Annotated in this window: 24 protein-coding genes; all 24 read right to left on the bottom strand. The window is 64.0% G+C overall.

Features of this window, described 5'->3' with window-relative positions; all coding sequences use genetic code 11:
- Positions 1 to 609 (bottom strand): AAA family ATPase (locus NI2_RS27960; protein WP_167355153.1); only part of this gene is annotated, 609 nt, incomplete at its 3' end.
- 17 nt (positions 610 to 626) lie between these two features.
- A complete protein-coding gene (locus NI2_RS35780; protein ID WP_067496874.1) occupies positions 627 to 1,196 on the bottom strand; it encodes an NUMOD4 motif-containing HNH endonuclease in 570 nt (189 codons plus the stop codon).
- Entirely contained in the window at positions 1,193 to 2,458 is a 1,266-nt protein-coding gene (locus NI2_RS27950; protein ID WP_067496871.1) for an RNA ligase family protein, read from the bottom strand. Before NI2_RS27950 ends, NI2_RS35780 begins: the two co-directional genes overlap by 4 nt.
- Before the next feature lie 64 nt (positions 2,459 to 2,522).
- Positions 2,523 to 3,284, bottom strand: a complete 762-nt coding sequence (locus NI2_RS27945; protein WP_067496868.1) for a metallophosphoesterase family protein — start codon at positions 3,282 to 3,284, stop codon at positions 2,523 to 2,525.
- A complete protein-coding gene (locus tag NI2_RS34155) occupies positions 3,281 to 3,454 on the bottom strand; it encodes a hypothetical protein (RefSeq protein ID WP_157104697.1) in 174 nt (57 codons plus the stop codon). Before NI2_RS34155 ends, NI2_RS27945 begins: the two co-directional genes overlap by 4 nt.
- On the bottom strand, positions 3,451 to 3,639 hold the full coding sequence (locus NI2_RS27940; protein ID WP_067496866.1) for a hypothetical protein: 189 nt from the start codon (positions 3,637 to 3,639) through the stop codon (positions 3,451 to 3,453). Before NI2_RS27940 ends, NI2_RS34155 begins: the two co-directional genes overlap by 4 nt.
- Complete coding sequence (locus NI2_RS27935) at positions 3,636 to 3,980, bottom strand: DUF7574 domain-containing protein (protein WP_067496863.1); 345 nt, start codon at positions 3,978 to 3,980, stop codon at positions 3,636 to 3,638. The genes NI2_RS27940 and NI2_RS27935 overlap by 4 nt, the downstream gene beginning before the upstream one ends.
- A gap of 4 nt (positions 3,981 to 3,984) precedes the next feature.
- The gene (locus NI2_RS27930; protein WP_067496860.1) at positions 3,985 to 4,626 is read right to left on the bottom strand and encodes a DUF7341 domain-containing protein; all 642 of its coding nucleotides are present in this window, start codon (positions 4,624 to 4,626) and stop codon (positions 3,985 to 3,987) included.
- On the bottom strand, positions 4,619 to 4,780 hold the full coding sequence (locus tag NI2_RS34150) for a hypothetical protein (protein ID WP_157104696.1): 162 nt from the start codon (positions 4,778 to 4,780) through the stop codon (positions 4,619 to 4,621). The genes NI2_RS27930 and NI2_RS34150 overlap by 8 nt, the downstream gene beginning before the upstream one ends.
- Before the next feature lie 142 nt (positions 4,781 to 4,922).
- On the bottom strand, positions 4,923 to 5,231 hold the full coding sequence (locus NI2_RS27925) for a hypothetical protein (protein WP_067496857.1): 309 nt from the start codon (positions 5,229 to 5,231) through the stop codon (positions 4,923 to 4,925).
- 168 nt (positions 5,232 to 5,399) lie between these two features.
- Positions 5,400 to 5,522 carry a hypothetical protein gene (locus tag NI2_RS35385; protein ID WP_255284047.1) on the bottom strand — a complete coding sequence of 41 codons (123 nt, stop codon included), beginning with the start codon at positions 5,520 to 5,522 and terminating at the stop codon, positions 5,400 to 5,402.
- A 190-nt stretch (positions 5,523 to 5,712) separates the two neighbouring features.
- On the bottom strand, positions 5,713 to 6,048 hold the full coding sequence (locus NI2_RS27920) for a hypothetical protein (protein ID WP_067496854.1): 336 nt from the start codon (positions 6,046 to 6,048) through the stop codon (positions 5,713 to 5,715).
- 1 nt (position 6,049) lies between these two features.
- The gene (locus tag NI2_RS27915) at positions 6,050 to 6,901 is read right to left on the bottom strand and encodes a DNA polymerase beta superfamily protein (protein ID WP_067496851.1); all 852 of its coding nucleotides are present in this window, start codon (positions 6,899 to 6,901) and stop codon (positions 6,050 to 6,052) included.
- Entirely contained in the window at positions 6,898 to 7,152 is a 255-nt protein-coding gene (locus NI2_RS27910; RefSeq protein ID WP_067496848.1) for a hypothetical protein, read from the bottom strand. The genes NI2_RS27915 and NI2_RS27910 overlap by 4 nt, the downstream gene beginning before the upstream one ends.
- 67 nt (positions 7,153 to 7,219) lie before the next feature.
- Positions 7,220 to 7,456: a hypothetical protein gene (locus tag NI2_RS27905; RefSeq protein WP_133734265.1), complete on the bottom strand. Its 237-nt coding sequence runs from the start codon at positions 7,454 to 7,456 to the stop codon at positions 7,220 to 7,222.
- A 41-nt stretch (positions 7,457 to 7,497) separates the two neighbouring features.
- A complete protein-coding gene (locus NI2_RS27900; RefSeq protein ID WP_243750135.1) occupies positions 7,498 to 7,908 on the bottom strand; it encodes a hypothetical protein in 411 nt (136 codons plus the stop codon).
- Between the two features lie 283 nt (positions 7,909 to 8,191).
- A complete protein-coding gene (locus tag NI2_RS27895) occupies positions 8,192 to 8,443 on the bottom strand; it encodes an LIM domain-containing protein (protein ID WP_067496840.1) in 252 nt (83 codons plus the stop codon).
- Positions 8,440 to 8,688 carry a hypothetical protein gene (locus NI2_RS27890; protein WP_067496837.1) on the bottom strand — a complete coding sequence of 83 codons (249 nt, stop codon included), beginning with the start codon at positions 8,686 to 8,688 and terminating at the stop codon, positions 8,440 to 8,442. Before NI2_RS27890 ends, NI2_RS27895 begins: the two co-directional genes overlap by 4 nt.
- Positions 8,685 to 9,011 carry a hypothetical protein gene (locus tag NI2_RS27885; RefSeq protein ID WP_067496834.1) on the bottom strand — a complete coding sequence of 109 codons (327 nt, stop codon included), beginning with the start codon at positions 9,009 to 9,011 and terminating at the stop codon, positions 8,685 to 8,687. Before NI2_RS27885 ends, NI2_RS27890 begins: the two co-directional genes overlap by 4 nt.
- Positions 9,008 to 9,343: a hypothetical protein gene (locus NI2_RS27880; RefSeq protein WP_067496831.1), complete on the bottom strand. Its 336-nt coding sequence runs from the start codon at positions 9,341 to 9,343 to the stop codon at positions 9,008 to 9,010. The genes NI2_RS27885 and NI2_RS27880 overlap by 4 nt, the downstream gene beginning before the upstream one ends.
- A gap of 272 nt (positions 9,344 to 9,615) precedes the next feature.
- Positions 9,616 to 9,930: a hypothetical protein gene (locus NI2_RS27875; RefSeq protein WP_067496828.1), complete on the bottom strand. Its 315-nt coding sequence runs from the start codon at positions 9,928 to 9,930 to the stop codon at positions 9,616 to 9,618.
- The gene (locus tag NI2_RS27870) at positions 9,927 to 10,340 is read right to left on the bottom strand and encodes a hypothetical protein (RefSeq protein ID WP_067496825.1); all 414 of its coding nucleotides are present in this window, start codon (positions 10,338 to 10,340) and stop codon (positions 9,927 to 9,929) included. The genes NI2_RS27875 and NI2_RS27870 overlap by 4 nt, the downstream gene beginning before the upstream one ends.
- A 28-nt stretch (positions 10,341 to 10,368) precedes the next feature.
- Positions 10,369 to 10,539: a hypothetical protein gene (locus tag NI2_RS34145; RefSeq protein WP_157104695.1), complete on the bottom strand. Its 171-nt coding sequence runs from the start codon at positions 10,537 to 10,539 to the stop codon at positions 10,369 to 10,371.
- Positions 10,539 to 11,498: a hypothetical protein gene (locus tag NI2_RS27865; protein ID WP_067496822.1), complete on the bottom strand. Its 960-nt coding sequence runs from the start codon at positions 11,496 to 11,498 to the stop codon at positions 10,539 to 10,541. Before NI2_RS27865 ends, NI2_RS34145 begins: the two co-directional genes overlap by 1 nt.
- Between the last annotated feature and the right edge of the window lie 154 nt (positions 11,499 to 11,652).

Genomic DNA, 11,652 nt, shown 5'->3' with positions numbered 1-11,652 from the left:
AATATCGCGATGAACCTGCGTGTAGTCGTAAATCCCACGATCCGGATGCTTCTGCGCGACGGTGCCGTCAACGTCCACGATCCACGCCGGCGGCAGCACCGGATTCGGCACGTACGGGGTCGGGTAGAAATGCAGGTCCGGTGACGGCTTCACGGTCGGCCAGTTCTTGCGGGGGAACTTCCGGGCGAGCGCACGGATCGCGTCCTCCCCCACCATCCGACCACCCGCCGCGCCGCGCTCAGCGTCACGGCGCACGCATTCGTCGACCGAGGTGTCCAGGTCGATCACCGCAATGTCAGCACCGTGCAACGCGGCGAAGTTCGCCCAACCGCGGGTCCACTGCGGGCGCAAGTTCATGGCGTCGACGAAAACGTCGTAGCCCGCGTCGAGCAGGGCGGCAGCCTGTGCGCGTTCAGCTTTCGAGATGATCTCTTCCTGCGCGGGCGACAGGCGGCCGGACGCGCCGAACAGGGTCGCCCGCATGTCGTCACGTGATACGCGCGCGAGACGCGGGTTGTCCTCACGCATCCGGCGGAACAGACTAGATTTGCCAGCTCCGGGAAGACCACGTGGCAGGACGATCTGTCGCCGCGTCGGCGGATCGATCACATCTTTCACTTCGGTCATTACGCGGCCACCCCATTCGTCAGCTGCAGGTACCGCTGGTCCGCGAAAGCGGCCCAATCCAGATGTGGATTGCGACGCTTGGCTGAATGGGCGATGTCGCATGCCCGACAGCTTCGCTTTCCCCGACGGGATAGCGCTGCAACGAGATTCGGCTCTACCAGCTCGTGCCCCCGCGGGCAGTGGGTCTTACGCGCCTCTTTGTGGGTGCCGTGCCCCACAGCGTCCTTCTGATTGTCAGAGACAGTGCCCCACGCCAAGTTGTCCACCACGTTGTTGCCCGGGTCGCCATCAAGGTGCCTGCAAACCGCGCCAGCAGGCGCTGGCCCGATGAAATGCGTAGCCACCAGTACGTGCACCTGGACGGTCGTTGTGAGCCCGTCTCGCGACAGGCAAACGCGATGGTGCCCGTCTCGAACCACGTCTTCGCGCAGTATCCGGGATCGCACATGCCACTCTCCGGAGAAGTTCCCAACGTGCGAAACGATCCGATCCAACGACCGCACACGTCCCTTGTCCGAAACCTCGTACAACCGCTCCCACCCGACGACCGGGCGCCACTCCTCGCTCACGCCGCGTCCCCCAACGACTCCAGGTCGACGACGCCCTTGTCGTTCTGCTTCGTTTCGAAGGCGTAGAACGCGGGAGACTTCGCCTTGGCGAAGTAGGGCACGATGCCCTCGACACGTAGGACTACGCCCTCGTCCACGGTCTTGCCAGGATCGAGGGGCAGTGCTTGCCGGTAGCCCTCGTCGTGGAACCGCTTGTCGAGCCAGTCCTCGGCGACGAAATCAGCGTGCAGACCCGACCACAACTCGGGCACGTGCATCAGGTCGCGGTCACGGCAGAATTCCTTCACCGCATCCCACGACAGGTCAACAGAGATGCCCTGCTCATTGACCACCGCGACGCGGTACACGAGCAGTTCGGCGTGGCCGACCGGCATCCCATAGGTGTAACCAGCTTGCAGGGCTTTGCCGTTGGGCTCCCAGCCTACGAGCTCGCCATACACGATGTAGTTCTTCGGCAGGAGACCGTCGAGCTGCTTACCGTAGTGCGTCCACACGTCGTTGTCGTAGAAATGCTGCTGGTCAGGGTTGTTCGCGTCCTTCACGACCCGACGAGAGGCGTAGACGTAGTCGAATTCGGTGAGCTGAACATTGACGCCGAGTTTGCGGCCGATCCGTTCGAGCCAGGTCAGCTTCCGTGCGACCAGCGTGTGGCCGACACGGATTGAGGTGCCGTGCACCTTCTGGCTTGCCACGATGCGGGTGTCGGCGGGGATCTGCCGCTCTACACGGAAGTACTGATCCGTCGAAACATGCTCCGGGAGGTAACGCTGGTCGACGCGGGTGAACGTCTTCCGCTTGTTCTTCTCCACGAGCGGTTGGGTGGCCTTGCTCGCCACCTCGTACTTGCGGCAGATTTCGTGCCCGTTCAGCTCGTCGAACGTGTCTCCGGGGGTGAGTTTGGTGATGTCGAAGCCGGTGTGCGCCAACGACTCGAGCGGCATGAACAGCGCGTCGGACCGGTGGCCACGGAGCTTGATCGCTCGCACGCGGCGGGTCTTCTCCAAGTACCCCTTCTCAGCGGGGTCCGCATTCAGCTCCGGCTCGCGGTGCAAGTTGTTCGCGTGCGCAAACTCCTCGGACAGCTGGGTTTCGGCTGTGAACACGATGCCGACATCACCGGGGGCCCGATCCTTGCCGACGATCGCTTGAAAACCGAGGACCGGGGCGCCGGCGATGTTGTCGCAACCGTCGAGCGCGTTCACTGCGGTCAGACGGACGACAACGGCAGCGTAGTTGGGGTTTTTCGGGGTAGTGAGGGCCATACGTGTACTGTACGCCATACTTTACGAAAGTACAGCATACTTTCACTGCTTAACCGCTCAGCTTTCAGCCCGGTTCACGCAGCGCCGCCAGGTCCGTGACCATCACATTCTCGCTCATCGGCCGACCGTCCATGTCGAGGATGTGCACCTCGGTCCGGTAGTCGCGGCCGACCAGGGGCGCGTCGAGGCGGCAGTGGTAGTGGCCCGCGAATAGGCACTTCGGCCGGACCTCGTCGACGACACGGCGCAGCAGTTCCCGGTGCCGTTGCGCGGCAGCGATCTCGGGCTCCGGGAACCCGTGCGGGTTGCCTTCGATGCACGGGATGCGGACGCCGTCAGGTACGTCGTGACAGATCATGACGTCCGCTCGGCCACCGTTCGCCGCGGTGACTGCTTCGCCGATGGTGATGGTTTCGCGCGCCCACCATTCGCCGCGGGGCCGCCACGGCCGATCCACGGAGTGCGCGCCGCCGAGCGCAAGGAACGACACCCCCGACCAGGTCCACCTATACCCGCGGGGCAGGTAGAAGATGTTCGGGCGCATCGGGATCGCGGTTTGACCGTGTTCAGTGACTAGCGTGCCGAGTTTGTCGTGGTCGTCGTGGTTTCCGTCGGCGAAGCCCAGCAGCAGCCCGGTGTCCTCGAGCGCGCGCTGCACTCGGGCCATGAAGCTCGGCGCGAACTTATACGCGAAGTCGCCCACGTGCAGGATCGCCTGCGCGCCGTGCTCGGCCGCATACCGAATCGCCCGATCGGCATGGAAGCTGTTGCCGTGCCAATCGCCGGCGACCGCGACGCGCTGGGGATTGACGGATTCCCAGATCACGTGAGCTGTCCTTCGATTTCGCTACGACGATACAAGCCAGGAATGGAGTCTCCCTCTGCGAAATCGAAGAGAACTCCCACCGTGTCGCCTGAGACGTAAGCAACTGTGGCCGCACGCTGCTGGCTGCTGTACGGAACCATGACCTTGTCGCCGGGTTTCATCACGATCACCGCCGCCCTCCCCCGGCCATGGCGGCGATCATCATCTCCACCAACCGCATGGCCTGGGCTTCGGTGAACCCGACGCCAGTGAGCGCGGTGTACTGGCCGTACACGGCCGCTGCCACTTGCCGAGCGTCCGAAGACGGCTCGACAGGTGGGCCGCCGGTGAAGTCGGGGATACTCTCGAAGTTCATGCGGCGCGGTCGATCGTGAAGTTGCCGATGTCGCGTGCCTTCTGGATGAGGGCGCCGATATCACCGAGGTCGCATGACGGATTGGACGCTGCCGCGAATCGCTTGTTCAGGTGTGTGATCAGCACCTGTGGTGTCGTGATTTCGGTCAGGTCACCGATCGCGGTGTCCTCGAACGGGCTTGGGCAGGAGCAACCGGCATCGTCGGCCATGTACAAGCGATGGGTGGTGTTGTTCTGCCAGACGACCGTGTAGTTGAAGCAGTAGTTGCCGTCGGAGAAGTCGAGCTCACCGACGATGCTGAGCCCGGACTTTTCGGGCGAGAAGTAGATGTTCGCACGCATTGGTTTACTCCAGAACTCCGTCGGGGGTTGGTGCACCGATTAGTTGGCCCAGCATCCGGTAGTACTCAGGCGCCCAATGCATCCCGCATGCGAGGCACTCGGCGCTCGACAGGTTCGCGCGTAGAGCATACTGGCTCACCGTTTCTCCGGCACTGTCCTGCCCCGACACGATGGTTTCCCCGCACGACGGGCACGGCGCCCGCAGTTCCCACACGTGTTCGTCGTCGAGGAGTCGGCGGGCTCGCACCGCCCAGGTGTCGATGTCGCGGGCGAGCCTGCGCACGTACCCGACTTCTTCGGGCGCCCAGGCGTTGTCGGCGAGCGCGTACAGTCGGCGCACCGTCAGCTCTCGACCGGGCACCGCGGCGGCACCGATCGACCACTCCCCTACCCGGCGGTCGATCAGCTCGAGCAACGACAAAGCGTCCGACCAACCGGGCGCCCGTGAACCAGGTTCGGGGCGTCGCGCGCCACCGCCGTCGGCTCGTTCCCCGTAGCTGGCTTCTCGCAGCTGGTCGTAGAGCGAGTCCACGGGGATCGGTACTTGGCGGCCGTCGCGTTCGACGTGTTCGACCTGCATGCCGACGAGTGCGTGGACGGCGTCGGAGAGTGCGGCGCGGGCGCCGGCGACTAGCTCGTCATTCACGCTGTTCGTCGTCTCCTTCGCTGTAGGGCAGGATGCGGATCACCCCGTCGGCAGATGGGACGAGCGGGTGAAATTTGGGCGTCGAGTAGTCACCCGGATTGACGGCCTCGGTGAGCGTTTCGATCGGTTCGCGGGAGCCGGTTGGGTCGGTCATTTCACGCTCCGCGGGTCGTGTTCGGTGTTCGCGGGGTCGGCGCCGCGGGTTCAGCATTCGCAGTCAGCCCAGTGCATTCCGCAGGTGACGCAGTTCTCGCCGTCCAACCAGTCGAAGTCGTCGCCGACCTCATCACCAGTCATCAGCGGCCGTATCCAAGGTTGTGGCGCCGTTCCTCCGCCTTACGGAGCGCTTCGTCAGTGTTCCCGGTGACGTACATGACGTTCGTGACCTTCGTCGACTGGGAGGCTTCGTACTTGGCTTTCCAGTCGGCGGCTTCTGCCTTGTACTGAAGTGCAACCAAGTCGGCGAATACCACCAGAATGGCGAACCCCGCGATCAGCCAACTGCCGGACAGCACATGCAGGAGCCCGATGGCAGGCCACACGATGAGGGATAGCTTTTCGAACCAGTGGGCGACCTGCCAGGCCCGGCGTACGTCGTTGATCATTTTTCGTTCTCCGTTTCGCCACCAAATAGGCGGGCGGGCGTGATGGCCCGGTTGTCGTGTTGGAGGGCGTGCGCTTTTTGGAGGGCCCGGATTTCGTCGTCAGCGAGGTGACGGCCGAGCCAGAGTTCGCAGCCGTGCGATACGCACGTGATTTTTTGCACGCCTTTGTCAATCGGTGTCATTGATACCCGCAGACGCTGCGACCACCGCGCCCAGAAATCGCGGCACCACGAACCACCAGGTCAACACCACCGTGACGCCCGCGGCGACGCTAATTGCAGTCTTGACCATAGTCGTAATCGTCATCCTCGTATCCAAGCCACGGGAATTCCGGGTCAGTGCTCAACGGTTCAGTTTCGACGTATTCCGGGTCCATCGTTAGCCTCCTGTTCGGCCTATTCACAGAGTAAGACTCGCGTCAAACAGGGTTTACACAAAAGAATGCCCGCCACCAGTAACAGCGGCGGGCATTCAGCGATTATCAGGCGGCCTGATTCAGGATCTTCGTCGCTTCGGCACGCACCTCATCCCACCCGTGCGGCTTCTCCCCGTCACCGTAAAGGGCGTACAGGATGATATCGGTGCGCACGAACGCATCCACGATCTGTGCACGCCGCTGCTCCGCCTCACACAAAGCGCCGATCAGGTTGATCGTCTTATCGTCGGCGATCGCCCGCGCCTGCCAGGACCGGCGCGACATCCACACCCGCCGCAGCAGCGACGACAGCTCGTTCGTGGCGTGCCGACGGCCGTGCCGCTCACCGAAAATCACCGCGTTGTACAGGCGCGCCTGATACGGCGTAATCACTTCATCCATGTCAGACATTGCAGCCTCCGATCAGCCCGTTCTGCTCCCACCACGACACGTAGGTGTCGGTGAGCCAACGGCCGATCTCGGCGTGGTTGGGCTGTGGTGGCAAGTCGGCGGATTCGGCAAGTTGGTTCAGCTGGTCAAGGAGGTCTGCGGCCCGGGCGAGGGCTTCGTCCTTGGTGTGTTCGCCGCGGCGCAGCTCCTGCAGCCAGGTGCGGTCTGGTTCCGGGATCGGCAGCGTGACGCGGCCCGTGGTCAGGAGCTCCACGCCCTGCAGGCCGAGGCGCACCATGTGATAAGCGAACTTGGTGTCGAACCCGTACACGTCCACCAGCTCCGGCCGGTTGGTGTGCTTCTTCGACTTCACACCGAGCAGCTGGTCACGCTGGCTGATGAGGTACCCACCGAACCGCTGGGCAACCTGCCGCGACAGCCACCGTTCGGGGTTCGCTTGGATATCGCGGCCGATGTCGGTCTGGATGACGATCTCGGACGCGGGGATGAACGCTAGGAGGAGCACGGTCGGGTTGCCCTGCGCTGCAAGGGCGGACCACTTCCGCAGCGAGTACACCAACAGATCGAGGTCGCCGGCACCGGATCGAACACCTTCGGCTTGGGACCGGTAGATGTACTGCTCGAACAGCACTTTGCCGTTGTTGGTTACCGGGATCGACGAAACGGGCGACTCGATGCAGACGCCCATTTCGTCGCGGTCGTCGTTGCCGGTGGTGACGCCGTGGAGCCCGGAGCCGACCTGGCCGAGGAGCACGGTGTTTCGGCGGGCGATCGCGGCGTGACGATCCGTGCCGTGCGGGTTGTCATTGGCACTGTTGTCGGGCCACTGGTAGGTGGTGGTCATTCCCTGACCTTTCGTTGGATGACGTAGATGTGGTCGCCTTCGCAGGAGTAGCCGCCGTAGTACAGCCACGGGTCTGAGCCCTGTTTCATTGCGTCGGTGAGGGTTTCGTCGAGGTCTCCGAACCGGTCGGAGTTCTTGGCTTGGGTTCTCGCGTACTCGATGGCATCGGCACTGTTCTCAAACAGTTGGACGTCGACACCGAAATGCCGGTCCTGCCACACGACAACGGCGACGGTTCTCAGGTCGCTCATCGGTCCAGCCAGGCGAGCCACCCGCCGAACGCGAGGATGGCGATCAGGGCGAGCAGATGGATCCAGGTCATGCCGCACGCTCCACGATTTCCCAGGCGCTGATGGTGACCTGGCGGCGGGCGACGGCTACCTGGTATCCGGCGTCGGCCAGCAGTTTCCGCTGGTTCCACACCGACACCGAGTCGGAGCCCACCGTGTGCTCTTCCCCTGTCTGCGGGTCGCGGTAGTGGAGCTGGTACTCCGGGCGCGATGTCGCGGACTCCCGGAGTTGCGGGACGTACGGTTCGTACCCCAGGTTGTCCATCGGTCCTCCTAGGAGCCGTACGAAACGGCCGATGATCGTGGTCATGCTGCTTCTTCCTCTGCGGTGTAGGTGATTTCGAGCCACATCCGGCCGCCCTCGCCCTTCACGGGCGCGTGTATGACGGGTTCGTTTTTGGCCATGAATTCGGGGGTGTCGTCGGGGACCAGGCCGTAGCCGACGAGTGTCTTGCCGCCCGATGCCAAACCGTCGTAAAGCGGTTTAGCGGTTGCCGTGAGATTATCGGTGTCCCGGCGACGTCGGTCCCGGGGCTGGTAGTGCAGGCAAACGGTCGCGTACAGGAGCCCGCGGGGAAGGTTGTGGTGGATGGCGAGCGCGACCATGGTTTGCCGGAGTTCGCGGATCTTCGCCGCTTTCGCCATCGCCGCACCACGGGTGTAGCCGCGGTCGTTCATCGACAGCAGCGGTGCCGACCACGGCAAGGCGATCGTCACAGTGACAGGGTTTGACTCGGTATTCACAGCGAGATCACCCTGTATGCGGCGTCGAAGGACTCGAATCTCTCATCGCAATGAGGGCACCGCACCCGACCTGTGATCCGGATAGCGCTGACCCACCAGGCGTGTAGCTTGTCAAGACAGTTCGCACAGATCAGCCCTTCCTCGCATCCGTGTTTGTCGAGCCATAACGAGGCAGGCTGATCACCGGTATGCCAAGGAAACACGCAGTCAGGATGGTGTTCGAGGTCGGCAAGGACGACGTCGAGTACTGGCGCGGTCACAGTTCCCTCCAGGTGAGGTAGTCGTCGACAGCGGCGAATGACTCGGCGCATTCGGGGCATTTGATCGGTGCCTTCTTCGCGAACCCTTCACCGAGGGCAGTCAGGCAACCGGCGCACATGAACACGTCGCTGCAGTTGTGCACGTTCGCCCACAACGTCGCGATGGGTGCGGGTGCGAACGGCCCGTACAAGTGGATGTTGGACTCGCACAGGGGGTTCGGGAACAGGTCGGGCAGTGGGGCGGTCACAGCGCCTCCACGGTGATCATGTCGTCGATGACGGGGAACGACTGATCGCACACCAGGCATCTCGGGTGCACGTACTGGCGGCATCGGCGCAGTTCGGCGCGGAAGCATTCGTTGCACAGCAGGTGCCGATCGCAGCCGTGCTGGTCGACCAACACGGTTGCGGCGCGTCCGCATTCGCCGTCGTCGAATTCGCAGCGAGGGTGGAAGTCGAGGTGGGCGATCGCGGTGAGGTCAGGGAAGGTCATGAGGCGTTCTTCCGTGCGGGGTGCTTGGTGGTGTGCCAGTGCTGCCCGGACGGGCACTGGTAGGTGCGGGTCGGTCGAAGCCCGTTGGCGGTTCGGCGGAGGAATTTCGAGATCGCGGCGAGCGCTTCAGCTTCGGTGCCGTACCGGGTTTTGTGCGGGGTCGGGCACGGTGGTCGGGCGGCGTCGATCGTGTGTTTGTACAGGCCGGCGACGGCGAGGGACCGGTCGCGGGAGGACACTTCGTGCCCGCACACGCAGACAGCAGACCAGGTGCCGCCCGCGAACTTGCGGACGTTGACGAGGACGTGTCCGGTGCCGTTCATGCGGCGAGCTCGTCGCGGCGGATCAGGGCGTTGTCGTCGCCGATGGGTTCGCATTCGGTGCGGTCGGCATACACTTTGCCGCCCCAGATGCCGGGGACACGGGATTCAGAGGTTGCGGCGAGCTGGTCGTGGAGTTCGCGGCAGGCGGTGTGTGCGGTGGCGGGGCATTTGCGGCATTCGCGGAGCATTTCGTGGTGGCGTTTGTTGCGGCGGGTGTCGTCTTCGCCGTCGATGCGGAAGTCGAATTTGGAGGCCCGGTTGGCCCGCATCCAGGTGGTGTGTTCTTCGCTGCGGCAGGGGGCGCCTTCGAAGGGGTCGGGTTTGCGGGTCATTGGTACCTCACTGCGACGATGGGGGCGATCAGGGCGGCGAGAACGATCAGCGGGGCGGCGATCAGATACCCGAGGAGCCGCAACAGGATGGGGGTTGTTGTGGTGTGTTTCCGCATGTGAGAGGCTCCTTCGGGATTCAAACCGGCTGTAATGTAAACCATACTTAGCGTAGAGTACGCTTTACTGTACGGCAAGGTTTTGGCGATATGAGGAGGGGCGGGAACCTGTTGGTTCCCGCCCCTTCTGATGCGCTGCCAGTTACCTCGGGGCGATCACGCTGCGTCCACAATCTGCTGCTTGCGTCGCGCCCACATCTTTCGAGCAGCCTGGGACCGGCGTTCGCGATCCGCCTCTTCCTTCGCTTCCTGGTCGACGGCGGCGACCAGTTCGGCGCGTGCTTCCTCGATGCGGGTGAGCCGGGCTTCGGCCTGGGTCCTGATCGTGGTGATCTGGTTCAGGGCGTGCAGGTAGTCCCGCAGCGCCCGGTTCTGTGCGGTGCCGGTCGTCCAGTCGACGGCTTCGGCGAGTTCTTCGACGCGTTCGTAGATTGGGCTGGCGTACCCGCCGATGTGGTCGCTGATGCTCATCGCAGTTTCCTTTCGGTGTTGATGCCGCGCAGTTCGGCGGCGAGTTGGTCAAAAACTCTGCGTTCGTGGGCGATAACGGTGTCCTCGAGCCAGGCTCGGGCGGTCCGGTCGTCGGCGACCCACATGAGGAAGTTGGCTTCGTCGGGGTCGACGCCGAGGACGTCCGCGGCTACCTGGTCGGCGAACCGGATCTGGTGGGTTGTGTTGTGCTGCACCTGGATTTGCCCGTAGGTGGCGTCTGGTGCACCGATCCACCGCCACCCGCCACTCAGGGTGACGGCCCATCCGCCGACGCCGAGTTCGATGTGCCCGCGGTCGGTGACGTGCCGGAAGTAGGACTGGTTGTAGCTGGCGCGGTCGCGGGTGATGTGGGTGAGGATGCGGCGCATGAGCGGGATGTTGTGAGCCATGTGGTGCACCAGGTTTCGTGAGGGCGGGTTAGGGGAGGTGGGTGTAGAGCTGGGCGAATCCGCCGTCGCGGGTAGCGCGGATCAGGGTGCCGTCGTGGCCGTTTCCTTCGCTGGCGACCGCGAGCGCCTCGGCTAGCAGGGCGCGCGCGTCGTCAGGGTCGACGGCGGCAATGTAGACGCTGATCTCGTTGCCGCTCATCAGATGTGGCAGTCGACGTTGACGAGCCAGTCGCAGCGGTCGAGGCTGTCGATGTAGTCGTTGGCTGCGCGCAGGTAGCGGTCTGTCGTCTGGTCGGTGGCGTTGTCCATGCCGAACCAGCCCATTTCGCCGCGCGCCATCCACAGCCCGTCCTTCGTGAGGAAGGCGTAGCCGGGGACCGCCATGTCGCGGCGAAGCTGCTCGAACTCGTCGCGGGTCAGGTGATCGAAGGTGTCCTCCGGGCCGTCGAACCATCTCTTGTACGGTTCGGCGGCACGCAGCACGGCGATGCGCGGCTGTTCGCTGTAGTCCTTGCGCGCCTGATCCATGCTGTACTCGAGGCTTGCATGGTAGGCGTCGCGGGCATCGTCGATGTGTCGCGTGATCGTGCGGGCGGCTTCCTCGCGCCGGGCGGACCGCGGGAGAGCGTCGACTTCTTCCTGGGTCAGCCCGGTTTCGGCGAGTGCGGTGGCACGCGCTTCGTCGTACATTTCGACCCACGGCTTCGGGGCGGCCTCCGAGGCGGCGTTGGCGCGGTCGAGGAACACCTTCCACGGCTGGTGTTGTGGGGTGCCGTCGATGACCATCGCGTATTCGTTCCAGTCGAGCACAGCTTGGCGGCCTGCGATTTCGCGGGTGCGTTCGATGTCGATTGCGTGGATTCGTCCGCCGTCGCAATGGCCGAGCGGGATGGGCTTGTCCCTGTTCGTCCAGCTGGGTTCGCCGTGCACGAGGTTTTCGCGGAGGGCGCCCGGGGTCGCCTTCCATCGGCCGGTCCAGCGACCGCCGATGGTCCACCAGTCCCACTTGGCGTTCGGGTTACGCCAGTAGGTTTCGCCGTCCTCGGTAAATTCCTCGACTTCGAGGTTCTCGTCGAACGGGCGGAGCATGTTGGTCAGGTAGGACTGGATGTTGGCGGCGTTGTCGGGCAGGGCGACAGTGACAGTGAAGTGGCTCATCAAGTTTCGCTTTCTGTGGTGGTTCGTTGGTAGGGGCGGCGCCCGAGAGATGTGAGGGTCGATCTCGGGCGCCGCGCTCCTCGCTCCCCTATTGGCGGACGTCACGCGCTGGCGTCTGTGGGCGCCGCGGTCGCGCAGGGAAGGTTTCGGGGGG

It is taken from the genome of Nocardia ignorata NBRC 108230 (assembly GCF_001612905.1).
GTDB lineage: Bacteria > Actinomycetota > Actinomycetes > Mycobacteriales > Mycobacteriaceae > Nocardia > Nocardia ignorata.
This window is presented reverse-complemented; position numbering and strand designations above follow the sequence as displayed.

Coding starts and splice junctions, on each gene's coding strand:
- NI2_RS27950 (WP_067496871.1), bottom strand. CDS start 2,458: ATGGCCCTCACTACCCCGAAAAACCCCAACTACGCTGCCGTTGTCGTC.
- NI2_RS27940 (WP_067496866.1), bottom strand. CDS start 3,639: ATGAACTTCGAGAGTATCCCCGACTTCACCGGCGGCCCACCTGTCGAG.
- NI2_RS27935 (WP_067496863.1), bottom strand. CDS start 3,980: ATGCGTGCGAACATCTACTTCTCGCCCGAAAAGTCCGGGCTCAGCATC.
- NI2_RS34150 (WP_157104696.1), bottom strand. CDS start 4,780: ATGACCGACCCAACCGGCTCCCGCGAACCGATCGAAACGCTCACCGAG.
- NI2_RS27925 (WP_067496857.1), bottom strand. CDS start 5,231: ATGATCAACGACGTACGCCGGGCCTGGCAGGTCGCCCACTGGTTCGAA.
- NI2_RS35385 (WP_255284047.1), bottom strand. CDS start 5,522: ATGGTCAAGACTGCAATTAGCGTCGCCGCGGGCGTCACGGTGGTGTTG.
- NI2_RS27920 (WP_067496854.1), bottom strand. CDS start 6,048: ATGGATGAAGTGATTACGCCGTATCAGGCGCGCCTGTACAACGCGGTG.
- NI2_RS27915 (WP_067496851.1), bottom strand. CDS start 6,901: ATGACCACCACCTACCAGTGGCCCGACAACAGTGCCAATGACAACCCG.
- NI2_RS27910 (WP_067496848.1), bottom strand. CDS start 7,152: ATGAGCGACCTGAGAACCGTCGCCGTTGTCGTGTGGCAGGACCGGCAT.
- NI2_RS27905 (WP_133734265.1), bottom strand. CDS start 7,456: ATGGACAACCTGGGGTACGAACCGTACGTCCCGCAACTCCGGGAGTCC.
- NI2_RS27890 (WP_067496837.1), bottom strand. CDS start 8,688: ATGACCTTCCCTGACCTCACCGCGATCGCCCACCTCGACTTCCACCCT.
- NI2_RS27885 (WP_067496834.1), bottom strand. CDS start 9,011: ATGAACGGCACCGGACACGTCCTCGTCAACGTCCGCAAGTTCGCGGGC.
- NI2_RS27880 (WP_067496831.1), bottom strand. CDS start 9,343: ATGACCCGCAAACCCGACCCCTTCGAAGGCGCCCCCTGCCGCAGCGAA.
- NI2_RS27875 (WP_067496828.1), bottom strand. CDS start 9,930: ATGAGCATCAGCGACCACATCGGCGGGTACGCCAGCCCAATCTACGAA.
- NI2_RS27870 (WP_067496825.1), bottom strand. CDS start 10,340: ATGGCTCACAACATCCCGCTCATGCGCCGCATCCTCACCCACATCACC.
- NI2_RS34145 (WP_157104695.1), bottom strand. CDS start 10,539: ATGAGCGGCAACGAGATCAGCGTCTACATTGCCGCCGTCGACCCTGAC.
- NI2_RS27865 (WP_067496822.1), bottom strand. CDS start 11,498: ATGAGCCACTTCACTGTCACTGTCGCCCTGCCCGACAACGCCGCCAAC.